This is a genomic window from Ekhidna sp., from assembly GCF_039940915.1.
Classification (GTDB): Bacteria; Bacteroidota; Bacteroidia; order Cytophagales; family Cyclobacteriaceae; genus Ekhidna.
This window is the reverse complement of sequence record NZ_JBDVFO010000003.1, coordinates 787,899-812,849: the sequence shown is the minus strand read 5'-3', so window position 1 is coordinate 812,849 and position 24,951 is coordinate 787,899. Positions and strand designations below refer to the sequence as shown.

The following is a 24,951-nucleotide window of genomic DNA, read 5'->3' as shown; positions in this document are numbered from 1 at the left end:
ATGGACCTAAGACAAAACATATTGGCGTGTATTGTAATGATCAGTATAGCTTGGTCTTGTGGGACAGCAAAAAAGAAAGACAACATGCAATCTGAGAAGATATCAGCAAAGGAAATTTTAGGAAACTCTGAATACTTAGCCATCTCATATGGTGGATACCGGCAGGATAGCAGAAAAATCCAGCCAACTATTGAGCAATTAAAAGAAGACATGAAACTCCTTTCGGCAATGGGAGTACGATTGCTAAGAACGTATAACGTCCAATTGCCTCATGCAACTAATGTGGTCAAGGCCATCAGTGAACTGAAAAAAGAAGATCCCAATTTTGAGATGTATGTCATGCTTGGTGCTTGGATAGACTGCAAAAATGCATGGACTGACATGGAACCTGATCACAACGTAGAAAGTGAGCAAAACGCTGATGAAATTGCAAGAGCAGCTGAAGTAGCGAAAAAGTATCCAGACATTGTCAAAATCATTGCTGTGGGGAATGAAGCAATGGTGAAATGGGCTGCATCCTATTACGTGCAGCCAGGCGTTATTCTAAAATGGGTGAAACACCTACAAAAGCTCAAAGCAAAAGGGGAACTACCAAAAGATCTTTGGATTACAAGCTCTGATGATTTTTCTTCTTGGGGTGGTGGTGATCCGGAATACCATGTTGAAGATCTCAACCAATTGATCAAAGCAGTTGATTTCATTTCCATGCACTCCTACCCCATGCACAACACACATTACAATCCTGAATTCTGGGGTGTTTTTGATGGAGAGGAAAATTTATCCAAAAAGGAGCAAATAGAAGCAGCTATGAAGCGTTCGCTGGCATTTTCAAAATCGCAATATGATAGCGTAAAAAACTACATGAAAAGTGTTGGAGCCAATAAACCCATACACATCGGTGAAACAGGATGGGCAAGTATGGACAATCACCTATACGGTGCTGAAGGATCCAAAGCAACCGATGAATACAAAGAAGGTCTGTATTACAAGCTCGTGAGAGATTGGACCAACGAAAACGGTATCACTTGTTTCTATTTTGAGGCATTTGACGAACCATGGAAAGATGCACAAAACCCAGAGGGTTCAGAAAATTTCTTTGGCCTTTTCACCAATGACGGACAAGCGAAGTTTCCTCTTTGGTCTTTGGTAGATTCAGGCGTATTTGAAGGGCTGAGCAGGGCTGGAAAAACCGTGGAAAAAACACACAACGGAGATGTAGAAAAATTGTTAGAGATGTCTTTTGATCCTCCATTCAAGGAAAAAATTGAAGTGGCACAATAAACGGAAGCTTATGAAATTACTTTCTAAATGTTTAACTATTTCATTAATCACACTTTCCATGGGATGCACTCAGGAAAATTCATTGGCCGTAGATGTTTACGAGACTTCTGCTAGCGGAAAGAAACTAGAAAAAGTGACCTCCTTCCCTACAGCTGATAACAGTTCTACTATTCAACTCAACCCAGAAAAAACCTTCCAAACCATTACTGGATTTGGAGGGGCATTTACTGAGTCATCTGCATATTTATTGAACAAATTGGGGAAGGAAAATCGAAAGAAAGTAATAGACGCTTACTTCAGTCGCGAAGGAGCCAATTATTCGCTCAATCGAACCCACATGAATTCCTGCGACTTCTCTTTGAGTCAATATTCGTATGCGCCAGTTCCTGAAGACATGAATTTGGACAGCTTTACGATCGAAGACGACATGGATGACCTCATTCCGATGATAAAAGATGCCATGAATGCTTCAGAAGATGGATTTAAGCTTTTCGCATCCCCTTGGACTGCCCCGCCATGGATGAAGGACAACAATGAATGGGTCGGGGGAAAATTGCTTCCCAAATACTACGACACTTGGGCTTTATTCTTTTCTAAATACGTAGATGCCTATGAAGCAGAAGGTATCGACATCTGGGGCTTCACGGTAGAAAATGAGCCACACGGGAATGGAAACAACTGGGAGAGCATGCACTACACTCCGGAAGAAATGACTGATTTTGTCATGAATCATTTGGGGCCAAAATTGGAAGCAGACGGTAAAGGCGATAAAATCATTCTCGGCTATGACCAAAACAGAGCTGGCTTACAAGAATGGGTAGACGTCATGTTCGAAGATGAAGCCACATCCAAATACTATGATGGAACCGCCATTCATTGGTATGAAAGTACTTATGAAGTTTTTCCGGAAGCATTGCAATATGCTCACAATAAAGCACCAGGTAAGTTCCTGATAGAGACTGAGGGATGTGTTGATTCTGAAGTACCTAAGTGGCAAGATGATACTTGGTACTGGTCAAAAGAAGCGACAGACTGGGGTTGGGATTGGGCAGCAGAAGATGAAAAATACTTACATCCTAAATACGCTCCAGTCAATCGCTATGCACGAGACATAATCGGCTGTTTGAATAACTGGGTTGACGGATGGGTAGACTGGAACATGGTGCTTGATCGGCAAGGGGGACCAAACTGGTTTGAAAACTGGTGTGCAGCGCCAGTGATTGTAGATCCGGATGCTGACGAAGTGTACTTCACTCCTCTCTATTACACCATGGCACATTTCAGTAAATACATTCGACCTGGTGCCGTTGTAATAGGCCTTGAAAAGACCAATGACTCCATCATGGCGACAGCTGCTCAAAATCCTGACGGCACCATTGCTGTAGTTGTTTTTAATCCTACTGAAGATCCTGCGTCATTCAACCTTTCATTAGGTCAAAAATCAAACCTTATTACTATCAATCCTAAAGCTATTCAGACGATCATAATCCAAGAAAGCAATCCAACTTAACCCCAAACCATATGAGTAATTCCAGTTCAGCAACAAGTAACACTGTTCCCTTCGGCCATAAAGTAGCCTTTGGTGTGGGTATGCTTGCCAATCAGATGTTTCCGGCATCTTTAGGAATATTCATGGTGGTACTTGTCCAAAATTTGGGCTTCCCTGGTTGGATGTGGAGTATCGTATATTTTTTACCTCGGATGCTGGATGCATTTACAGATCCTATTATGGGTTTTATCTCAGATAATACCAAATCAAAGTGGGGACGAAGAAGGCAATACGTATTAGTTGGAGCTGTGGTTATGGGTGTCTCTTTTGCCATTATGTGGCAGCTTTATGGTGTCAATGGAGTGAGCTATAACTTTACCTACTTCTTATTGTGGTCCTTCGTATTCTACATTGGCCTAACCATTTTCAGCGTACCCTATGTAGCCATCGGATATGAAATGAGTGATGACTTTCACGAACGAACACAAATCATGGCAATTGCTCAATGGATCGGTCAATGGGCATGGGTAATCGCTCCCTGGTTTTGGGTGATTATGTACGACCCAAGTTGGTTCCCAGACACTGAAACAGCCACAAGAGAGCTTGCCATATGGGTAGGCGTCATTTTCGCTTTTTGTGCAATGGTTCCAGCACTCATTCCTAGCAAGTCAACACTAAATGAAAATTACGCCCAGCTCTCAATAAGGGCCATCGGAAGTAGTTTTAAAAAAATCGGACGAGGCTTTGTCGAGGCGTTTTCATCCAAGCCTTTTAGAAAGTTGTGTATTTCCACATTCCTGATTTACAATTCATTCATGACCATCTCAGGCTTTGCTTTCTTCATTATCGTATGGCATTTATATAGTGGAGATGCCGCAGGAGCGGGCTATTGGACACCTCTTTTTGGAAGTGCAGGAGCTATCGTCACCACATTCATCGTCATTCCGATAGTAGCGAACATGTCTAAGAGGATGGGTAAGAAAAAAGCTTTCATGGTTTCTCAAGCCATATCCATCGTTGGATATATTTCCCTATGGTTTCTTTTCGTTCCTGGTAAGCCATGGCTATTTCTTTTCGCCCTTCCTTTTCATTCATTCGGTATCGGAAGTTTGTTTACGCTCATGATGTCGATGACGGCAGATGTTATTGACATTGATGAGTTAAAATATGGTGATCGAAGAGAGGGTGTTTTCGGAGCAATCTACTGGTATATGGTGAAGTTTGGTTTTGCTATAGCCGGTGGATTAAGTGGAGTGATCCTATCTGTTGTAGGATTTGATGGCAACTTGGCAGTTCAGCCGGAAGGTGCCGTTGATGGATTAAGGCTTTTCTTTTCCGGATTACCTGTATTTGGCACATTGATCGCCATATACATTATGAAGGATTATGACGTCACCGAGGAGTCTGCAAGGGAAGTGCAGCTGGAAATAAAAAGAAAAAAAGGATTGATTCCTGTAGCATCCTCCTACGCTGGATTCCATCTGGATAAATTCCAAACCAACTTGGGAATCAAAATTGCCTCAGACGTTGACTTCAGCTCTCAATCTGAAGAACAGATCCAAAAACTTTTCATGGAGTCCCTAAACAAAGGAATGTATGGCGTTAGCTTTAGTCCATACCTGGAGGGTCAGAATGTAGGAGATAAATTATCAAAAGCTCAAATAAGTAAGCGTATGGACGTCATCAAGCCATATACTCAATGGGCACGATCCTTCTCATGCATAGATGGAAATGAATTCATCCCTCCGGTAGCACACGAGAAAGGGTTAAAGGTGATGGTCGGTGCATGGATAAGCGGAGATTTAGCACAAAATGAAAAAGAGATAAACGCGCTAATAGCACTTGCAAAAGCGGGTCATGTGGATATTGCAGCTATTGGTAATGAGGTATTGTTACGAGGAGATATAGAAGTAAGTCAGCTTATTGAGTATATCAAAAGGGTGAAAGCAGAATTGCCTGATTTACAGATCGGTTCTGTAGATGCCTACTTCAAATTCCATCAACATCCAGAATTAGTAGATGCATGCGATGTTGTCCTTGCAAACTGCTATCCTTTCTGGGAAGGTGCGAGCATTGACAAAGCCACAAACTATCTTCACAATATGCATGAAGTGACGAAAGAAGCTGCAAAAGGAAAGCCAGTCATTATAGCAGAAACGGGATGGCCGAGTCGTGGAGAGCATACCGAAGCAGCGCAGCCTACTCCTGCAAATGCAATGAAATATTTCATCAATGTGAACAATTGGAGACTAGAGAATAAAGTAGACCTACTCTATTTCTCTTCTTTTGATGAGTCATGGAAGATCAGACAAGAAGGTGATGTAGGTCAGAGCTGGGGGCTATGGGATAAAAACGACCAACTTAAATTCCAATAATTTTTACTTTAATAAACAAAGGATATATGTCATTACGATCAGAAAGGTTTCTAGCACTAGCATCCATTGACTTTGAGGGCAAAAGCCCAAAAGAGCTCAACGATTTCTATTGCGAAACACTCAAAGCTGGAATGCACGGATTGTGTTTCAGTCCTTACATGGAGGGGCAAAAACCCGGAGATCAATTGTCAGAAGAACAGGTCAGAAGAAGAATTGAAATCATCAAACCTTACACCAAATGGGTGAGGTCTTTTTCCTGCACCGAAGGCAATGAATTGATTCCGAAAATTGCCAAAGAGCATGGGATGCAGACACTCGTAGGTGCCTGGCTCGGAGACAATGCAGAGATCAATGAAAAAGAAGTGGCTGGGTTAATCACTCTGGCCAATGAAGGCTACGTAGATGTTGCCGCTGTAGGAAATGAGGTCATGTATCGAGGAGATCTCACAGAAGAGGAACTACTCGAATTCATCTTCAGGGCAAAGAGTCAAATCAAAGACGTGCCTGTAGGATATGTAGATGCTTACTATGAGTTTCGGGAAAGACCTGAGATCACGCAAGCATGTGACGTCATTCTTGCCAATTGTTACCCATTCTGGGAAGGCTGTGATCAGGACTACTCATTGCTATACATGAAAGACATGTACCATCAGGCGCTGCGTGCGGGCAATGGTAAGAAAGTCATCATTACCGAAACAGGTTGGCCGGATAAAGGTACCAATCTCGAAGGTGCCTATCCTTCAAAAGAAAATGCCATTAAATACTTCATCAACACGCAGAAGTGGTCTGCCGAAGAAGGCATTGAAATATTTTATTTCTCCTCATTTGATGAATCCTGGAAGGTTGGTGCAGAAGGTGATGTGGGTGCTTTTTGGGGCATCTGGGACAAAGACGAAAAATTGAAATTTTGTTAAGTTTAAGCGCTTTCAAAATTTCTTTTTTTGAAAGCGCATAGTTTCAATGGATTTATTAGTCTCTAGATGAATAATGTAACTACCATCTTCTAGTTCACTTACATCCAACTGCATGGAGTTCCTATCCATAGTGACCGGAATATCATACACTTTCCCTAACACATCATATACTCGAAGAAGTTGATGGTGTAATTCAGTATCTAAGTCGATCTTAACAAAATCTACTACTGGATTGGGATAGATTTTGAGGCTACTAAATTCTGATTCTTTCCCAAGAATTTTACGAGTAGCACCATAAAAATAGATGTTATCAAGATAGATTGTACCACACCCCTCTACATCCACTACAATTTGTGAAATGGCATCCATGCTAGTCAAACCATTCAATTTTAACTCCCCAATAGTGAAATTGTAGGCAATCCATTTTCCTTGAGAAATAGAAGGATTAGCACTCTTATCAATTAATAATTCGGCAATACTTTCTTCACCTGAATCATTCAATATTTTAAGCTTGAACGTCGATTCTTCTCTCAAAAAATCAGAGAACCAAGCATCAAATTGAAAGTTGGTCGCTCCCAATTTTTCAATGTTCAGCTTTTGATCCATTGGAAACTCAATTGTCTGAAAATTTCCATCTTCCTCAGCGTTAAGCGAATATTTAAGTATCTTATTTTCGCTCAAACTAACCTCTTCAAAAAAGGCAGTTCCATGGCTACTAAAGTCTAGATCACTTACATCTTCATAGCTGTCACTATAGATAGAGATTACTTCTTCTTCACTTTCCGTTGGTGATGGAGCTGCAAAAATTGGAGGTGTCGACATTGTCTCCTGATAAACTCTTACATAGTCAATTTCCATGGTCGTCTCACTGAAAGAAGGATTGACAGATGGCATATTGCCTTCAATGGCAATATTGAGCAACAAATACTGATCTGAATTAAATGGCCAAGTGTCATCATTTCTAGAAGAAGGCTGATAAGTGTAGTGAACTATCCCATCGACAGAGAAGACCATTTCTGTCTCCGTCCATTCCAGTTCATACACGTAAAACTCTGAAATTGCCGTGCTAATTGTACGACCACCTTTATTAACAGTACCTCCAAAGCTAGAAGGAGTATGCATGGCACTTTGAATGAAATTTTGATTGCTACCCCAATGTTCCATGATATCTATTTCACCACATGCCGGCCAATTAGTAGTACCATTTTCATCATTCCAGTATCCTCCATCCTCAATGATGTTTTTTCCTAGCGTCCAAATGGCTGGCCATGTTCCTGCTCCTGCCGGTATTTTAGCTCTTACTTCTACTTTCCCTTCTGTGAAGGCAAATTTAGAATTGAGCCTTACGGAAGTGTATTGCTTAATTACTCCCTGATCAGTAAAAGTTTCCTTTTTAGCAACCAGCTTCAGAATACCATTTTCCACAAAAGAGTTTTCCAATCGATCCGTATAGTGTTGCAGTTCACCATTAAACCAAGAATTTCCAACTGGAAACACTGTTTGATGATGCCATTTTTCAGGGTTTGGAACCCCCTCATAGTCAAACTCATCCGACCAGACCAAAGAATAATTAATATCATCTTCCGTTTGACTGTAAGCAATCAACCCAATTACTAGGGGATATATGAATAATATAATTCTAAGCAAAAAATGACTCATCTGCATCTAGTATAAAGGTCAAAAAAAAAATGGTTATCAACGAATAAACAACCTATACAAAACCCCAACAGATCACTTTTTCTAAATGAGAGCATGCTATTCGAAGCACCCAATACTTTAGCCAATCGTAATTTCATTTACCTGGTCTTTCCATGAAATACCCTCTAGCTTGTTTTGATAGAGTCTCCCCATTCATGTAACTTCCTTGGCTCGTCCTGATATTTTAGGATAAATTGGCTTTTTTACCAATCCTAAAGTAACATGCGAAACCTAATACTGATCATGCTCTCCATACTGAGCATTACTCTGTTTGCTCAGGAAGAGAAGAAGACTGATGCAGACACCACAAAAGAAAAGAAAGCAACGAAAGAGTTGCCGCTTGAGCCCGAAAGAAAAATCCGATTAAATACCAAAGAAGGAACCTGGATATCCCTGGATGTTCATCCAAATGGTCAGGAAATCATCTTTGACATGATGGGTGACTTGTATACGCTCCCCATTGCGGGCGGAAAAGCAAAACAAATCACCTCAGGAATGGCTTTCGATGACCATCCACGATATAGTCCGGACGGAAAGTCAATCGTCTTCTCTTCGGATAGAAGCGGATCTGAAAACATCTGGACACTTGACCTTACCGATGAAGCGGCCGAGCCAAAGCAAATAACAAAGGATGGCGATAAATACTATCAAGCCGCAGAATGGTCCAACGATGGCAACTACATTTTTGCTTCCAAGGGAATACGCACACTTAAGATCCACATGTACCACAAAGATGGTGGCGGTGGAATCCAGCTCATCAAAAAGCCGGACGGATTGCAAACGATAGAGCCTGCCTTCGGACAAAACGATCGTTACCTCTGGTTTTCGCGAAGATTCGGCGCATGGAACTACAACGCACAAATGCCACAATATCAGCTGGCCACCTACGACAGAGAAACCGGTGAAATAGCTGGACAAACCAATCAATATGGTTCAGCTTTTGCACCTACCCTTTCTTCGGACGGCAAATGGTTGGTGTATGCCTCCAGATACAATACTGAGACTGGCTTGAGAAAAAGAAACCTGCAAACAGGCGAAGAAGAATGGCTGGCATATCCTGTTCGTCGCGATGATCAGGAGTCCAGAGCTAGGCTGGGTGTCTACCCTGCACTATCATTCACTCCTGACAATCAATCGGTGGTTGCCTCTTACGGGGGTAAGATCTGGCGAATTCCCATCAATGGAGGTCAGGCCACAGAAATACCCTTCGAAGTAGATGAGGAGTTGGACTTTGGTCCGATGGTTCAATTTGACTATCCCATTTACGATAGTACAAAAATGATAGCCAATCAGATCAGAGATGCCAAAAGATCACCCGATGGCAGCAAGATTGCCTTCACGGTACTGAACAGGCTTTATGTGATGGACTACCCCAATGGCACACCAAAACGGGTAACAAAAAACAATTTCACCGAGGCAATGCCCGTATGGTCTCCTGATGGATCCATGCTTGCTTTCTCAACATGGGAAGGTACTGAAGGTCACATTTATAAGGTGCGCGCTTCAGGCGGCAGAGTCTCCAAGCTCACCAATCAAGGAGGTGTGTACACCAACCTGGCATGGGATGAAAAATCCAATCGGATTGCTTTCCTGTATGGGACAGCCAAAGCCTATGACGATGCTATCGGTCCATTTGCATTCAGAGCTAACGAAAACATTGGTTGGATAGGTGCTGACGGTGGAAGCGTCAATAAGATCAAAGCAGCAGGCGGAAGAAATCTGCCTCATTTTGTGGAAAAAGACAACCGTATTTACATGTACCACGGTGGCAAAGGACTGATCTCCATGCGCTGGGATGGCACAGATGAAAAGGAACACCTGAAGATATCAGGAATCATGACTTATCCAGCACTCAACCATGATCACAATATGCTGATGAATGGTGGGCCAAGCGAGCCGCAACGCCAGCCAAGCAATGCACAATATGTATTGATGGCACCGCAAGGTGATAAGGCGCTCGCTAAAATCAACAATGATGTCTTTGTCGTCACCGTACCTCCCGTTGGTGCTGAAACAGTGAAAATATCAGTATCCAACCCCGATAATGCAGCTTTCCCAAGTTGGAAACTCACCAAGTTTGGTGGGGAGTTTGCTCACTGGAACAAAGACGGAAATACCGTCAACTTCACCCTGGGCAACGCATACTTTGCCTACGACATGGAAGAAGCAGCGCGTGTGAAAAAGGAGCTGGAAGAGAAGAAGAAAAAAGAGGAAGAAGAAAAGAAGAAGAAGGAAGAAGAAGAGAAGAACAAAGAAAAGTCTGATGAGGACAGTGACGGAGATACTGAAGAAGCAGGAGGCGATGATGATTCAGGCAAAGCGGGTGATGCCAAGGAAGATGAAGAAAAGAAAGAGGATGAAGGATATAAACCCAATGAAATTCGCATTAAGGTGGAAGTGAAAAAAGATGTGCCAAAAGGAACGGTTCTTTTGAAAGGCGCTCGTATCATCACCATGAACGGCGATGAAGTGATCGAAAACGGCGACATTCTCATCGAGAACGCACGAATCAAAGCGGTAGGTGCTTCTGGCAGTATAGCTGCCGGCAATGCGAAGGTGATGGACATGAGTGGAAAAACCATCACTCCTGGTTTTGTAGATACACATGCGCACATGTGGCCCAATTGGGGACTGCACAAAAATCAGGTTTGGGTTTACGCGGCTAATTTGGCTTATGGTGTAACAACCACGCGTGATCCGCAAACTGCCACCACCGATGTATTGACTTACTCAGATATGGTGGAAACAGGAGATCTATTGGGACCAAGAGTCTACTCCACTGGTCCTGGTGTCGGTTTTTGGTACTACAACATCAAGAGTCTTGAGCATGCACAAGATGTGTTGAAACAATATTCCGAGTACTTCAACACCAAGACTATCAAGATGTACATCACGGGAAATCGTCAACACAGACAATGGATCATCCAGGCTGCTAAAGAGCAAAAATTGATGCCTACCACCGAGGGAGCACTGGATATGAAGCTGAACCTTACGCAATTGATCGATGGATATCCGGGACACGAACACTCCTTCCCTATCTATCCGATCTACAACGATGTGTTATCGCTAACAGCCGAAGCTAAGATGGCATATACACCTACCCTTTTGGTGTCTTATGGAGGACCTTGGGCCGAAGAGTACTACTACTCCACGGAGGATGTTCAGAATGATGGTAAAATCAACTTCTTCACACCGAAGCGCGAGCTCGATCAGAAGTCACGCAGAAGAAGAGCATGGTTCATTGATGATGAGCACATCTTCCCTCGACACAGTGAGTTTGTTGGTGATTTGGTGAAGGCAGGTGGACTGGCAGGCGTTGGGTCGCACGGTCAGCTACAAGGACTTGGATATCACTGGGAACTTTGGTCTGTGCAAAGCGGAGGCATGCCAGAACTGGACGCCCTTAAAGTAGCAACAATCTTAGGTGCCACAGCAATAGGTCTAAGCAAAGATGTTGGATCAATTGAAGCTGGTAAGCTAGCAGACCTGGTCATCATGGATAAGAATCCATTGGACAATATTCGCAACACCAATACCATTTCGCATGTAATGAAAAACGGCCGCCTTTACGATGGCAACACGCTCGACGAAGTGTATCCTCGTGAGAAGAAAGCACCGGACTTTTATTGGGTGAAAGATGGACCGGATAGCATGGCTCTTCCTGGTGAGAAGAAATAATCTGAATCACTACAACATGTACAGTGCGAAAAGCCGAACCATATGGTTCGGTTTTTCTATTTCGAAATGATCAGCATGCTTAGCTAAGTCCCTCAATACCAGATACCCGCTAGCACTTATCAGAGCACAGCTTCCAACCACACTTTCATATTCCGAGTCATATGATTGACCAGCAATTCAGACCAAGATAATTGCTTACCTAAAAAATTCAAGCATGAACAAGATTCAACTATTCCTGTTGCTTATCCTTCCAATTTCTACAATTGCACAGGACAAAGGCCTGCTTCTGGGAGTGCAATTTTCCCACGATGAAATCAAAAGTGATAATTACATAGTGACTCTCGGGAACATTAATGGCTATATCATCGATAGATCTGAATTCAATTTTAGGTTAGGTGTATCTGCTACCAAACAAATAACGAATCGACTCAACCTTAAATCTGGTGTCCTCTTCTCCAATAAAGATTTTAGCGGCTATTTCAATTGCGCCTCATGCGACGGCTTTAGGGCGCTAAGTATCCCAACAGTCATTGAACAGAGGTATCTTTCCATCCCTCTCAACATTGAATATGAACTTCTAAAAGGCAGAATCAAGCCGGTCATTGCATTAGGTTTTGTGAACAACTTTAACCTTAAACGAGAATTCATAGAAGCTAAAAATTTCTTTCTGGAAGGTATGATGGGACTAGGCTTGACGCTTGAGATAACCAGTCAAATCAATTTTAACTCCATGTATAGCTACTCAAGCTCCCTATCAAATGTTTATTTCTTCAAACAGATTAAAGACTAACACTTTACAGTTTGGCCTAAACTATCGGATCAAATAACTATTGGATAGCAATTGTAAAAGATGGTACTTCGTGTATGTGTATCTTAACATCGCCATGCTATCATTAAGCTGGTATCTGCTTTTTGCAGCTCACTAAATATGCCAATTCTCACAACAGACTATCTGCCCATACTACCGTTCCGGAATGGGCACATCAGCACAATCTACAGTTCTCAATTTCGAAAGTTTGATCCCGTATCATTCACTCGTAAAAGAATTAACACCCCTGACGATGATTTTCTGGATATCGATTTTCTTGAGGGTGGAAACAGAAAAGTGGTCATCCTATGCCATGGACTGGAAGGAAGCAGTGCATCCAAATACATTCAAGCGACGAGTGACCTTTTGCATTCCAATGGATATGACATTGCTGCCATGAACTATCGGTTTTGCAGCGGTGAAATAAACAGGCAATTGAGAACATACCACAGTGGTAAAACGGAAGATTTACATACAGTCATTGATCATGTACTTCCCAACTATGATGAGATTTACCTGGGAGGATTTAGCTTGGGAGGAAACATTGTACTGAAGTATATCGGAGATGGCGTTTACCCAGTTCACCCTAAAATAAAGGCCGTAGTTAGTATTTCAGTACTTGTGGATTTGGAAGGGGCTGCACAAGAACTCTCGAAGCTAAAGAACCGATTATACGCCAGGCATTTTTTGCAGACTTTAGCACAAAAGATCAAATTGAAACACGCACAATACCCAAATGCATTCGCTATTGAACCGCTCGATAAGGTAAAAAAACTGATTGATTTTGACGATCACTTTACAAGTCCCATCAATGGTTTCAATAACGCTAAAGACTATTATGCCAAGTCCAGCAGCAAGCAGTTTCTTCATCAGATTGAGACGCCTACCTTAGTCATCAACGCGTTGGATGATCCGTTTTTATCAAAATCCTGCTATCCGTTTGACGAAGCGCGTGAGAACCCACATTTAAATTTAATGACTCCACGGTACGGCGGGCATGTTGGCTTTATCATGCATAACCAAAAATACTTCTGGAACGAACAGCAAATACTCCGCTTCTTTGAAAAAATCACTTAAGTGGTAAGCATCCGTACTTCGCCCTTTGTATTCACCTGAATCGCATCTAAGAAATTCGAAATACAAAAAAAACGGAGCTAAATCTCCGCTCTTTTCAGTATCCCTGAGAATTATCCCTGATAGTAGAATCGTTCATGTACGATTTGTCCGTTTTCCCATTGCTGCACACCTACCTGCTCCATGTTTACGCGGGTTCCGTCCTGGAAGGTTACATCCATGGATGTTTCGTGCATCACAACTCCTGCCGTCTCATCTGACGTGATTGCCTTTACCTCCATGCCGTGAAATTCCTTTACCATTCCAAGAAATTCTTCTTCATGTGCACGGCAATTCGCTTTGCCTTCCCACGTGCCTCGCGGCTCTGTCATCACTACATTGTCTGCATAGTACTGATCAAATGCTTCCAACAGTTTTCCCTGACCTACTTGATTGTAAATGTCTTGTGCTTTTTCTCTTAAAGTCATCATATTATATTTTAATGTATATACATATATGTACAAACATATATAAATAATTACTCTTGCGCAATTTGACTTCAAATTTTCCTCTACGTACATTTATGACTTCATGAAAGGTGCGAGCTCAACATTTTTTAGTCCATTAATTGAATTTCAAATCCATGACTAGGGCCAAGCTGCTCAACATGGGCCTGATAGCTACCTCGCTTTTGGTTTACTTTGAATGGGGAGGTGACCATTCCACTTTTCTCTTACTGCTTGAATGGGAGTTGGCATCCAAGCTATTTGTTGATCCGGTAAGTGTTTTGCACCCTTTCACCGTTTTACCCCTATTTGGACAAATCCTTCTGCTTTTCACCTTGTTTCAAAACCAACCTAGCCGAAAGCTCTCGCTTATCGGCATGCTATTTCTGGGATTTTTGATCTACTTCGTCTTATTCATCGGAGTTTTAGCGCTCAACATCAAGATTTCCCTGCTCGCAACTCCGTACGTAATTGTGAGCTTTTTAACATTGAAACATCACCGGCTAAAAGGCAAATAAACTTCTACCATCAAGCAAAGTGGGAATCTGCTAAAAGCACTGGCAAGACTGCATGAACGAGTGGGGACAATGCATGAAGTACCCACACCGCTGCATAAACGGGTTACAAGTATGCATGGAGTATTCGAAGGAGTGCACTGGCCTCTTACATCCGTACATGATGCAGTCACAGGGCTGCACTATCAATGTACATCCTTGCATGAAACAGTTGCATCGCTGCACAGGCCAGTAGCAGGGTTACACCCTCACCTTGCACCTACAGCCACCTCCTCACCTTACTGCAAAACTCCTCATACTCTTTGCCAAACAGTTCGCTCAACGCCTCCTCTTCTGGCTTGATCTGATAGTGCGTCAAGTACCACACAAAGAATACTAAGCCTAGAATCGTTGATGGATTTCCTATGCGGATGATTCCACCAAAAAGGATAAGCGCCATGCCCAGATACATGGGATTTCGAGTGTATTTGTAAATGCCAGCAGTCACCAGCGAAGATGCTTTGTCAGGCTTGGTAGGATCCACTGTCGTTCCTTTCATTCGGAAAGAAAGGATGCCAGAAAGTGCTGCTAGCACACCCATGGCCAATATGATCCTGGAGAGTAACGTTTGATATTCAAACTTATACACCCACGCAGGGAATGCGTATGACATCCCGAAGATGATACCCAGGCTAAGAAAAAGAATGACTACTGGAGGAATTTTTAATCGCATCATTTATATCGTTTACCGTCTTTCATTACCAATGCTATTTGGAAGAGAGCATCAATAGCCTGGGATGGGTCTCCCTCTACTACAATCAAATCTGCCAGAAATCCTTTTTCGACTTTGCCGAGCCGCTCCAATCCAAAAACTTCCGCATTGATGGAGGTGACAGATTTCAACACCTCTGTCTCATTCATCCCATAGTCCACCATCAGTTGGAGCTCTCTTACATTTTCGCCATGAGGAAACACCCCCACATCTCCTCCCGCTACGATGGTAACGCCACTTTTTATGGCTTCCTTCATCATGCGGCGTTTATTGAGGATTTTTTCTGGTTCTGGATTTTCACCATTCCAGCCATCAAAATATTGGGTGGTTGCATGTGTAGCTGCTAAAGTTGGGCAAAGCGCAACGTTCTGTTCCTTCATTAGTTTCAGCACTTCAGCATCTGCGTCTGATCCATGCTCAATGGTTTTGACACCAGCAAGCGTAGCTCTTCGCATACCTTCTTTTGTGCTGGCGTGTGCGACCACATCACGTCCACTACTCGCAGCTGTTTGCACGATTAGTTTCAATTCTTCTACCGAAAATGTCGGCATGGACTGTTTGTTCGGTCCCCACCTGTAGTCCGCATATACTTTAATGAAATCGGCACCTTTTCCTATCTGATCTCTGGTCACCGTTACAAGGTTTTGGCCATCTGCGGGCTCTGCTCCCAGAGGTACGTCAAAATCCGGATGGAACCCTTTGGGGCCATAGCTACCCGTCGCGACAATCGCTCTGCCTGCGACCAACATTCGTGGACCATCAATGATGCCTTTTTCTATGCTCTGCTTAATAGCAACATCAGCGTACCCAGCTCCTTCAGATCCAAGGTCACGGATCGTTGTGAATCCAGCATGTAGGTTTCGTGTGGCCATTTTAGCACCACGGATGGCACGCAAGCTTCGTGATTCCTTGAGTACCTGATCATTCCATCCCATCTCGTTGTATGGATAAAGCAATACATGGGAATGGCCCTCAATCATACCTGGCATGATGGTACCCCCGGGAAAATCCATCACTGCATCTGAGGCACCTAATCCATCAATGGGGCCTACTTCCACGATTTCATTTCCCTCCACAATTACCCCCCAATTCGTGTGCATCTGCTGTCCATCAAACAGGCGGTCTGCGGTGATTTTGGTTCGCTGACTGAACCCTTCTATGGCAGATAGGCAAATGAGGAGAAGAAAGATTTTGCGCATCGTTTTCAATATTTGATTCTAAGTTAACTCCATTCATTCATCTTAAAGAAAAAAACCCCATCCGCTTACGCAGACAGGGCTTTCGACTAGGTTAAGTCTAAGGTTAATCTTTAACAAACTTTTTCGTAACTGACTTACCGCCCTCATCCTTGAGGTGGATCATGTACATACCTGAATTTAGGTTAGTCACATCTACTCTTCCTCCGACCAACTCTCCTCTGTCTACTGTTTGACCATTCAGATTGGTAATCGAATAGGAAACTTCTCTTCGAGTAGAAGTCACCGTCAACCGATCAGCAACGTTGTAGTTGGGATACATGGTTACGCTAACAGGGGTTCCTTCAGATGACGACTGTGTCACAAACGACGAAGTAGTGGCTCCGCCTACACAGAAGTTGCTTGTTTCACTTGAACCAAATGAACCACCGGAGGCGAGCGTTGTGCTACCATCCACTAAGCTGTAAGATCCAGGGCCGTATGTGCAGCAAATACCATCTCCGTATACATCGCTAATCACAAAGTCATAGCATCCCACAGGTAGTGATACCACTTCTGTTACCGTTGATCTGTCAGGTTGCGAACCATACGTACCTCCGGAAGCCACAACGGTGGCACCATCTCTGATTTCCCAGCTGGTTTCCTCAGGATAGTCATCAAGTACGATTGTCAGCGTTACATCTACGTTTCCACCCGTACTTCCCGCACTTACAGAAAGGTCGTCGATGGCAATATCACTCGACCATCCATTCCCTGTTGTACCTACCAATCTCAGTTTCACATCTCCGCCAAGGTAAGAGGCAAGGTCCACGTTCACCGTCGCCCATGCATTTCCTTGATTTCCAGAAAGTGTCCATACATTGGTCCAGTTAGTTCCGTCTGTGGATGCTTGTGCAGTCAACGAACCTACGTTGTTGCCATACATGTGATACTGGAATGAGAAAGTAGCAGCGCTTTCACCAGAAAGGTCAAAACAAGGACTCTCAAGGATCGCTGTAGCGTTACTTCCAATCTGTCCAGGGCTGCTATTGCTAGAAGCTTCTAGGAACATATAGAAAGAGCCTTCAGCAGCCGAACCCGGCCCGGTGTTTGATGAAGGAGTTCCGCCGGAATCTCTAACCCAATTTCCATCGTCTCCACTCGCTTGTGTCCATCCATCATTTGTTTCAAAGCCTTCCGCGTAAGGAAGCGTCTCAGTGGAAGAGCAAGTCATGCCTGCACTCTGAGTCGTCACATTCAATACCGCGCTTGCTGCAGATTCATTGCCTGCTGCATCTTTAGCTCTGACTGAAAAAGTGTAAGATGTTCCTGCTGCTAATCCAGTAATGTTTGCGCTGGTACTTGCAACAGTTCCTATGTTGGAAGACCCTTGATAAACGTCATATCCAGTCACTCCTACATTATCAGACGAAGCATCCCAATTTAATGTCAATGTAGTCTGTGTAACGTTAGATGCTGCAAGATTTGCTGGTACCGATGGAGCTTCTGTGTCTCCACCTCCACTGGTAGTGACCGCCAGGTCATCTACCGCGATATCGCTTGACCATCCAGCTCCTGTCGTTCCTACAATTCTAATCTTAACATCGCCACCTACGTAGGCATTCATATCTACATCCACAGCATTCCACTGGTTTCCTTGGTTGCCGGAAAGCGTCCAAAGGTTGGTCCAAACTGCTCCATCGTTGGATGCCTGAATGGTCAAAGAACCTACGTCTGTCCCGTACATGTGATGCTGGAACGAGAACGTTGCTCCTGTTGCTCCAGACAAATCGAAGCAATTGCTCTCAAGAATCGCGGTTGCATTGTTTCCAATCTGTCCCGGGCTACTGTTGGTAGATGCTTCAAGGAACATATAGAAAGTGCCTTCCACTGCTGAGCCTGGTCCTGTGTTAGATGAAGGGGTTCCTCCTGAGTCTCTCACCCAGTTTCCATCGTCACCACCTAGTTGATTCCATCCGTCATTGGATTCGAATCCTTCCCCATACGGGAAAGTACTGATGGTAGTCGTGCATGAAAGACTGACAGTACCGGTAGTGAAGTTCACAGATGAGCTGTATGCCGAAGTAGAATTATCCGGGCATGTGCTGCGCACTTGAGCTTCGTACTGAGTTCCACTGGCAAGACCGTTCAGGTCTGTTGTTGTTCCACTTACTGAAGTCGTTGTCCATGATCCACCTGTTGGTCGATACCTCAAATCATAGGTCGCATTGGCCACCGCATTCCAACTGAGTGTAGCAGTAGAAGTGCCTACACTAGATGAAGACAATCCTGAAGGAGTCGTTGCATTACACACTGGTGGAGTACCTGTTACTCCTGTCACAACCAAAGAGAAATTTTGGCTGCCACTGGAAAGTGAGCCTTTGTGCGTTACGGTAATGGTGTATGCACCGGAAGCACCTGATACATCAATTCGCTCATAAGGATCGACGGTATTGTCGCCAGTTCCATTCGAGTTGACTCCAGTGAGTCTATATGGATTATAAGTTGTTCCCCCTTTGGTGATTCTGATGTCCAGGTCGTTCACCAATACCGGAGTGGTCACATTCGCTGTACCAGTATTTGCGGTGCCCGCAGGATCAGTCCAAGAGATAGAAGCCATCAATGGACTGCTTCCATCTGAGTCCACATTCAAGGTATATGAAGCACCATTTGCCAGCGAAAGCTCATCGATAACCGCACCGTTTCCATTATCACTGATGGCTTCTGCAGCCACTTTGGCATTCATTAGTCCCCACCCATAAACTGCGTCAGGGCCAGAAATTCCAGCGTCATCAGCTGTGTGTAGTGCCAGGCCTTTGAGCGTAGCAGCTCTCATGAAATTGCCATTGACATTGTTGTAGTGCTGTTGTAACAACAATAGTGTTCCAGTCACATTGGGAGAGGCCATGGAAGTACCACTGATGGAATTGTAGGCTACATCACTGTTGTCGTAGGTAGAATAAACTCCTGTCCCGTTTCCGGTGATGTCTGGTTTGATTCTGTAATCATCGGTAGGTCCTTCGCTACTACCGCTGTTGATGGTTATGGAATTGAGGGTACCATCATTGTTGACATTCGCATCTTGCCCATTAGCAACTACCATGTTGTTTTTGGAGGTGGAATGGCCGGTTAGTTTGTCGAAAGCAGAAGCTCCGTCCAATGGCGAAGCATTGGATGAATTATCATTTCCATCGTTTCCTGCAGCGACCACCATCAGGTAGAAAGGAGAATTGTACATCAGGTTATCCCAGTCTCTGGACTCATCGATGTACGCTCCAAAATACCAGTCAGGTACCAAACTGGCTCTAAAGCCATAGGAGTGATTGGACAGCAACATTCCTGCAGCAGCCTCGGCTGTAGCTTCAGATAGGTCGTTGTTCCAATCGTGTGTTAGCGCATCTGCCTGAGGAGCCATTCCTTTAGCTGCAGCTTGAACACCTGAGGCTACGATTGTTCCTGTCACATGCTGGGCATGGAAGCTATTTCCATTCAGCGCAGCAACACCATCATTGATGGAAACACGGTTGTTTCCTCCAGGTCCATCAAATTCCTGATGCGTAACGCGAGTAGGACCTCCATCCCATACATGGGCTGTCATGTTTTGACCATCCAAACTCAAGCCAAGTGAACCGCCAATGTTAAGGTGATTTGCCCGGGTAGATCTGGCCGCATCTTCATTATATACCGTGTAGTAAATTGGTTGACCGTCGCGTGATACTGCAATGAGTTCATCTACTGATCCATCCGTATTTGCTTTTAAAATTTCCCAACCTCGAAGGGATGCCATGTTTATGGCCTGAGCTCGTCGCTTATCTTCTTTATCCTTGAAGACGCTTTGAAGTTGTGTAAGTTTTGATTTGTCGTATCTGTTGCTAATCTCTTGCCTTTCCTGTGGAGTTTGGGCAAAAGAGGTCATAGTGGACACTGCAAAGGCGAGCAACAACGCCTTTACCTGTCGCTTGTTTCTTCTCATAATAAAACGATTAGGTTTCTAATTAATCCCACCAATATAAGGGTATTTTGCAGGGACTTCCAATAACCTACGTTGTAAAAATGCGTAATTAAAATAAAATTTTAAATAATATATATAATACAGTATTTTATTCTTTTAAATTATAAAAAATGAATTCATCAATTGATAATTTGTATTATAGTTAGAATAAAGTGGATTATCAACTGATAATAATTGTTTCGTTCTATCGATGAATAATAGATTTAAATAGATGAAAATTGGTAAATTATGAAATAATCAACGTTTTTAAGGATAAAACCGGTATGCGCTTAATTACACTAGGGTACTTGACACTTTTTACATTGTTACTCTCTTCATGCATGGCACAGCCCCAACAGGATACCTACGGAACCTTGAAAGGAACCATTGGAGTGTATGAAGGAAATTGCATGCCTGGCCCGGGTGTAAAACCGTGTGAACCAAGACCTATTTCAACCGCGGTATTTATCTCAAGTCTCACCGAAACTTACACGGAGGAGTTGCTGGTGAAGCAAATTCAATCAAACAATGATGGCACATATGAAGTTCTTCTACCTCCTGGCAAATACAGCCTTTTCCTAGGGGATGGAGATCGTGTGGTCTGCACATTGATGCAATGTCCCAACACCTGCTTTTGCAATCCTTTTGAAATCGTAAAAGATTCCACAACGGTTATTGACGCAGAGCTGGATCACGCCACGTGGTAGCAAAAAAGCAGCCCCTTTTTGAGACTGCCCTTTTCATAGCTGCATTTCTTAATTTCCTAAAATTTCTTCAGCCTCAGTCCAATGTCTTATGTGTGCCGTCGCAGAAAACAGGATTCTCCGAATGCTTGCACATACACATGTATGCTGTCTTGGTTTCTTCCGCTTTAAAAATCTTGGGCGAGAATGCTGTTCCAGCATGGGAACCATCGCAAAAAGGCTGACTGGTGGATTGACCACACGAGCACCACGCATACGTTTTGCCCTGTTCTAATTCTATTGGCTTTGGTTGTTTGTCGGAGATAATGGGTTTCACTTGTGATTGTTTATATAGTAAAGCCACAACTCCGGTTTTTGTTTTAAAAAAGGCATCCTTCTTCAATTATCATCTTTACGTTTTATTAAAAAAACCAGACCATCATCAAGCAACATATAGCCCTGCTCATAGCAAAACCTATGGATCTCATTTTCCTGGGTAGTGTATGTCTGTGTATACAAATCGAAATCAAATCCTTTTCTTAGGAGCTGATCTCTGTGCACTTCCCTTTTCTTATTGGCGTTTAGCTCAGCAAGAATTCGTCTGTTTTTTGCTAATGTATTGTTCACATTTCGCATGTAATTTGTGGACGCGGCATTGGCTTTGTTGTTGTACGAATTCCGACAAGAATCGGCACAGAATTTCTTGTCTACACGACCATAAACAGGTTTACCGCATTCCAGGCAATGTCTATTTTCCATGATTCTAAACTATCGGTTGTCTGAAATAAATTCAATTACAAACGACTACAAATGGTATACAAACGACTACAAACGCTTATGAACCGACTCATAATCATCCGCATTCAAACCTTTGCATCTGTCAATCGACATCTCTGCTTATACAGGGTGGAGTTTTAGCAATTCAAAATTTTAGTATTATGACAAATCTTAGAAACAGTGTTCGGTTAATTGGGAGGTTGGGCAATGACCCGGAGGTAAGAACCTTTGAAAGTGGTAAAAAGATGGCCAGTTTTTCGCTAGCCACGAATGAAACCTACTACAACAATAGTGGAGAGAAAGTCACGGACACTCAATGGCACAATGTAGTGGTATGGGGAAAAAAGATAGAGGTTGTCGAAAACTACCTGAAAAAAGGTAGCGAAATAGCTCTAGAAGGAAAACTAATCAATCGCTCCTATGAGAAGGATGGTGAGAACAAATACATCACCGAAATCAGTCTGAATGAGTTACTAATGCTCGGGAAAAAGGATTAGCTACCAGCATAAAAAAAACCCATCAGCTATTCTCTGATGGGTTTTGACTTGCGTATGAAATAAGTCTACTTCCTTTTCACAGAAATTTGCTTTAGCGCCTCTTCACGGGAAATAGAACCTTTATCAAAGCTCTGCAGTGTTTTCATCTTCACAGCAACTTCAATTTCTTTTGGCATATCACAGCCTTTACATTCGGTAAGTTTCACTCTGAAAACCACGTTCTCATCTGACTCCAGGCTCTTTATTGTACGCCCATAATCCAGCAGGTTTTCTTTGAATGACTTTTCGAAATCAGGATACATAGCGTTTACTTTATCGTTGCGTTCTTCCTGAGTCAAACCACCTTCACCGGTTGTTCGAATGGTGTGCAAGCCATCATTGTTGCTAGATGAGTATACTTTCATATTGAAAGTGACTCCATACCCTTCCAGGTTTGTATACCCAATGGATCGTGATGAGATATAGTACGTAGATGACAGGTCCGGCTCGTAGAGTCTTGCAAAGATGGTTGAGAAAAGCTCCAAATCTTTAGACATTTCATTGTTCTCATCAGAGGTGAAAGCAATCTTTTTGATGGTCGCATCCCGATTGGTTTTCCCCGATTTATATGCAATCAAATCACTTTTCAATATTTGCGCTGAAAATGCATTTTGCTTATTCTCACTCCGCGATTGTCTGCCAGAGAAATACAGGCTACCGTTGTTTCCATTTGACTGGACTACTATTTTATCAGAAGGTTTCAGCTGACCAATTAAGTCAGCATAGTCTACCAAGAAAACAATGATTTGATTTTTAAACTCCTCTTCCGATTTCTTCTTTTGCTCTTCATAATCTTCTTTAGCTTTCTGGGCTTTTCTATCTTGTTCTTCGCGTAATTTTCGCCTCTCATTCTCTTCTGCTACAGCCACAACTTCATCATCTTCATCGTCATCATCGTCAGATGAAATGTAAGCAATGCCTTGACTTGAGTAAACGGACGTGCCTTTCACGGTAGTGGCATAGATATATCTCGACCTGGGTAAGTTAAAAATCACTCCATACCCTTCCATGTAGTTACTTTCGATGTTGCTAAAAAGTCCCCTTCTGCCATCATTGCTTGACAAGGTGTTGATGATGTTTTCAGCAACTTTCAAATCACGCTCCATCCGTTCTTCATCTATCGATTGGGCAAAAGAAATGCTTACGCTGAAGGCGAATAGCATGATTATGTGTACAATTTTTCTAGTCATTTTCATTTTCTTATTTTTTTAATCCTTTAATTCAATATTGGTTAGAGCCTCCATCTACTGATGATATCAGATTTGCTAGGATCTGATTCGTTTGAAACTGATTCAACTCCGCATTATCCTGTAGATTATTAAAGCGGGTTTGAATGACCTGTAGATCATTTTGTCGCTGAATATCAAGGAAAATGGCAAAATCAGTCATTACCTCATCGGTATACTTTTTCTGTGCGAGCTCAGAGTTTTCAACTAACTGCTTCAATTGAGATAAATACACTCTTTTCTGTTGTTCAAAATCAGCCTCAGATAGCGATCGCTTATCCATATTGCTCACAAACTGGGTTTGGAGTGATTGACTATTATCAGCCACGTACTCCTTCATACCAGCTTCTGTGCTGGCAAACTTTTGATCTAGAGTGTTATTATTTTTCGCAATGGCTAATTCAATCATAGACTCAACCTGTTCTTGGTTATAGCCTTCATTCTGACTGCCAAATGCGAGCTGAAATCCATCACCATCATACGAGGCATTAAACCGCGTGATGTAGCCGATGAATAACACAAGCGCTATGCTAGCGGCAATCGCTAATGATTTTTGCCAATAACCGAAAGCCGATGCCCCACTCACAACAATCTTTGATGATTGATCGAAAGTAAAGGTCGGAATGTCCACCTCCTTATCTTTCACTTGCCCCATGATGGACAGGGTTTCACTCAGTTCATCTAGTTCTTTTCTGGCTTCTTCATTTCCAGAAAGGTATGCTTCCACTTTCTTCTGCTCTTCAGCAGTTAACTCACCGTAGAGGTAAGCGATCAATGTCGATTCTTCTGGTTTATAGTTCATAGCTTAATGTGTCTTTCGTAATATTCTTTTCTTCCAACTGCTGTTTCAATAATTTCAATCCTCTGTATAGCCAGGTCTTTATGGTATTCTCTGAAGTATCCAGCGTTTCAGCGATCTCCCTAAATTTCATTCCTTCGTATTCCTTCATGATAATCACGCTTCTTTGGTCTTTTGGTAATTCCTGTAAACAGCCAAACAATATCTTTTCTAATTCCTTCTGCTGGTAGCTCATCTCCGGATTAAAATAAATTCCTTCTGCCTCCCCTTCTTCGTTGATTCTAGTATCACCTTCATCGTTCTGAGTCACTGTGAATGGAACCGTTTTTGAATTGGATATTTTCCGTCCTTCCTGGTGACAAAAGTTGGTGGCAATCCGATAAATCCAAGGTTTAAAGCTCCCCACGTCCTTCAGCTTCTTGAGATTCTTGAAAACCGCAATAAAGGTTCGTTGAGTGATATCAGCTGCAACATCATTGTGTGAACATTGCTTAAGGGCATAATTGTAAATACGCTTATACCACAGGTTCACCAGCTGATTAAATGACACCTCATCACCAGTCATTGCTTTCTCTATCAGGGATTCCAGGGGTACCATTGCCTGACTTATCTGATTCGCATGCATAACTCCGGATTGTTATCTTGACTATTTCTCATACTGTTAGGTTTATTCAAGGATAATCCTAATTCAAAAAA

Annotated in this window: 20 protein-coding genes; 10 read left to right on the top strand and 10 right to left on the bottom strand. The window is 42.9% G+C overall.

Annotation, left to right across the window (positions count from 1 at the left end; all coding sequences use genetic code 11):
* Genes ABJF57_RS18610 through ABJF57_RS18595 form a run of 4 tightly spaced genes read left to right on the top strand, consistent with a single transcriptional unit; the run spans position 1 to position 6,059 of the window.
* Positions 1-1,281, top strand: a complete 1,281-nt coding sequence (locus ABJF57_RS18610; RefSeq protein ID WP_462232849.1) for a glycoside hydrolase family 17 protein — start codon at positions 1-3, stop codon at positions 1,279-1,281.
* A gap of 10 nt (positions 1,282-1,291) precedes the next feature.
* Positions 1,292-2,791 carry a glycoside hydrolase family 30 protein gene (locus ABJF57_RS18605; protein ID WP_462232848.1) on the top strand — a complete coding sequence of 500 codons (1,500 nt, stop codon included), beginning with the start codon at positions 1,292-1,294 and terminating at the stop codon, positions 2,789-2,791.
* An 11-nt stretch (positions 2,792-2,802) separates the two neighbouring features.
* Positions 2,803-5,145, top strand: a complete 2,343-nt coding sequence (locus ABJF57_RS18600) for an MFS transporter (protein WP_462232847.1) — start codon at positions 2,803-2,805, stop codon at positions 5,143-5,145.
* Positions 5,146-5,171: 26 nt separating this feature from the next.
* Positions 5,172-6,059 carry a glycoside hydrolase family 17 protein gene (locus ABJF57_RS18595; protein ID WP_462232846.1) on the top strand — a complete coding sequence of 296 codons (888 nt, stop codon included), beginning with the start codon at positions 5,172-5,174 and terminating at the stop codon, positions 6,057-6,059.
* A 12-nt stretch (positions 6,060-6,071) separates the two neighbouring features.
* Here the strand turns inward: ABJF57_RS18595 and ABJF57_RS18590 are convergent, their stop codons facing one another.
* On the bottom strand, positions 6,072-7,718 hold the full coding sequence (locus ABJF57_RS18590; RefSeq protein ID WP_462232845.1) for a family 16 glycosylhydrolase: 1,647 nt from the start codon (positions 7,716-7,718) through the stop codon (positions 6,072-6,074).
* Between the two features lie 261 nt (positions 7,719-7,979).
* Between ABJF57_RS18590 and ABJF57_RS18585 the strand changes: the two genes are divergently transcribed.
* From ABJF57_RS18585 to ABJF57_RS18575, 3 genes are all read left to right on the top strand, one after another.
* Positions 7,980-11,435, top strand: coding sequence for an amidohydrolase family protein (locus tag ABJF57_RS18585; protein WP_462232844.1), 3,456 nt, complete (start codon positions 7,980-7,982; stop codon positions 11,433-11,435).
* 214 nt (positions 11,436-11,649) lie between these two features.
* On the top strand, positions 11,650-12,225 hold the full coding sequence (locus tag ABJF57_RS18580; protein ID WP_462232843.1) for a hypothetical protein: 576 nt from the start codon (positions 11,650-11,652) through the stop codon (positions 12,223-12,225).
* 138 nt (positions 12,226-12,363) lie between these two features.
* On the top strand, positions 12,364-13,320 hold the full coding sequence (locus tag ABJF57_RS18575; RefSeq protein ID WP_462232842.1) for a YheT family hydrolase: 957 nt from the start codon (positions 12,364-12,366) through the stop codon (positions 13,318-13,320).
* Between the two features lie 110 nt (positions 13,321-13,430).
* Here the strand turns inward: ABJF57_RS18575 and ABJF57_RS18570 are convergent, their stop codons facing one another.
* A complete protein-coding gene (locus ABJF57_RS18570; RefSeq protein WP_462232841.1) occupies positions 13,431-13,787 on the bottom strand; it encodes a SnoaL-like domain-containing protein in 357 nt (118 codons plus the stop codon).
* A gap of 152 nt (positions 13,788-13,939) precedes the next feature.
* Between ABJF57_RS18570 and ABJF57_RS18565 the strand changes: the two genes are divergently transcribed.
* Positions 13,940-14,320 carry a hypothetical protein gene (locus ABJF57_RS18565; protein WP_462232840.1) on the top strand — a complete coding sequence of 127 codons (381 nt, stop codon included), beginning with the start codon at positions 13,940-13,942 and terminating at the stop codon, positions 14,318-14,320.
* Positions 14,321-14,576: 256 nt separating this feature from the next.
* On the opposite strand, the gene ABJF57_RS18560 is transcribed toward ABJF57_RS18565, so the two are convergent.
* From ABJF57_RS18560 to ABJF57_RS18550, 3 genes are all read right to left on the bottom strand, one after another.
* On the bottom strand, positions 14,577-15,032 hold the full coding sequence (locus tag ABJF57_RS18560) for a methyltransferase family protein (protein ID WP_462232839.1): 456 nt from the start codon (positions 15,030-15,032) through the stop codon (positions 14,577-14,579).
* Entirely contained in the window at positions 15,029-16,267 is a 1,239-nt protein-coding gene (locus tag ABJF57_RS18555; protein ID WP_462232838.1) for a metal-dependent hydrolase family protein, read from the bottom strand. The genes ABJF57_RS18560 and ABJF57_RS18555 overlap by 4 nt, the downstream gene beginning before the upstream one ends.
* 103 nt (positions 16,268-16,370) lie before the next feature.
* Positions 16,371-20,216 (bottom strand): S8 family serine peptidase, encoded by a 3,846-nt coding sequence (locus ABJF57_RS18550; RefSeq protein WP_462232837.1) that lies wholly within the window; start codon positions 20,214-20,216, stop codon positions 16,371-16,373.
* Positions 20,217-20,575: 359 nt separating this feature from the next.
* On the opposite strand from ABJF57_RS18550, the gene ABJF57_RS18545 reads away from it, so the two are divergent.
* On the top strand, positions 20,576-20,941 hold the full coding sequence (locus ABJF57_RS18545; protein WP_462232836.1) for a hypothetical protein: 366 nt from the start codon (positions 20,576-20,578) through the stop codon (positions 20,939-20,941).
* A 73-nt stretch (positions 20,942-21,014) separates the two neighbouring features.
* Here the strand turns inward: ABJF57_RS18545 and ABJF57_RS18540 are convergent, their stop codons facing one another.
* Positions 21,015-21,254 (bottom strand): CDGSH iron-sulfur domain-containing protein, encoded by a 240-nt coding sequence (locus ABJF57_RS18540; RefSeq protein ID WP_462232835.1) that lies wholly within the window; start codon positions 21,252-21,254, stop codon positions 21,015-21,017.
* Between the two features lie 62 nt (positions 21,255-21,316).
* Positions 21,317-21,676, bottom strand: coding sequence for a hypothetical protein (locus tag ABJF57_RS18535; RefSeq protein ID WP_462232834.1), 360 nt, complete (start codon positions 21,674-21,676; stop codon positions 21,317-21,319).
* Positions 21,677-21,855: 179 nt separating this feature from the next.
* Here ABJF57_RS18535 and ABJF57_RS18530 point away from each other — a divergent pair, with 179 nt between their 5' ends.
* A complete protein-coding gene (locus ABJF57_RS18530) occupies positions 21,856-22,191 on the top strand; it encodes a single-stranded DNA-binding protein (protein WP_462232833.1) in 336 nt (111 codons plus the stop codon).
* A gap of 65 nt (positions 22,192-22,256) precedes the next feature.
* On the opposite strand, the gene ABJF57_RS18525 is transcribed toward ABJF57_RS18530, so the two are convergent.
* Genes ABJF57_RS18525 through ABJF57_RS18515 form a run of 3 tightly spaced genes read right to left on the bottom strand, consistent with a single transcriptional unit; the run spans position 22,257 to position 24,880 of the window.
* Entirely contained in the window at positions 22,257-23,426 is a 1,170-nt protein-coding gene (locus ABJF57_RS18525; protein WP_462232832.1) for a hypothetical protein, read from the bottom strand.
* 25 nt (positions 23,427-23,451) lie between these two features.
* On the bottom strand, positions 23,452-24,258 hold the full coding sequence (locus ABJF57_RS18520) for an anti-sigma factor family protein (protein ID WP_462232831.1): 807 nt from the start codon (positions 24,256-24,258) through the stop codon (positions 23,452-23,454).
* On the bottom strand, positions 24,248-24,880 hold the full coding sequence (locus ABJF57_RS18515; protein ID WP_462232830.1) for an RNA polymerase sigma factor: 633 nt from the start codon (positions 24,878-24,880) through the stop codon (positions 24,248-24,250). The genes ABJF57_RS18520 and ABJF57_RS18515 overlap by 11 nt, the downstream gene beginning before the upstream one ends.
* Between the last annotated feature and the right edge of the window lie 71 nt (positions 24,881-24,951).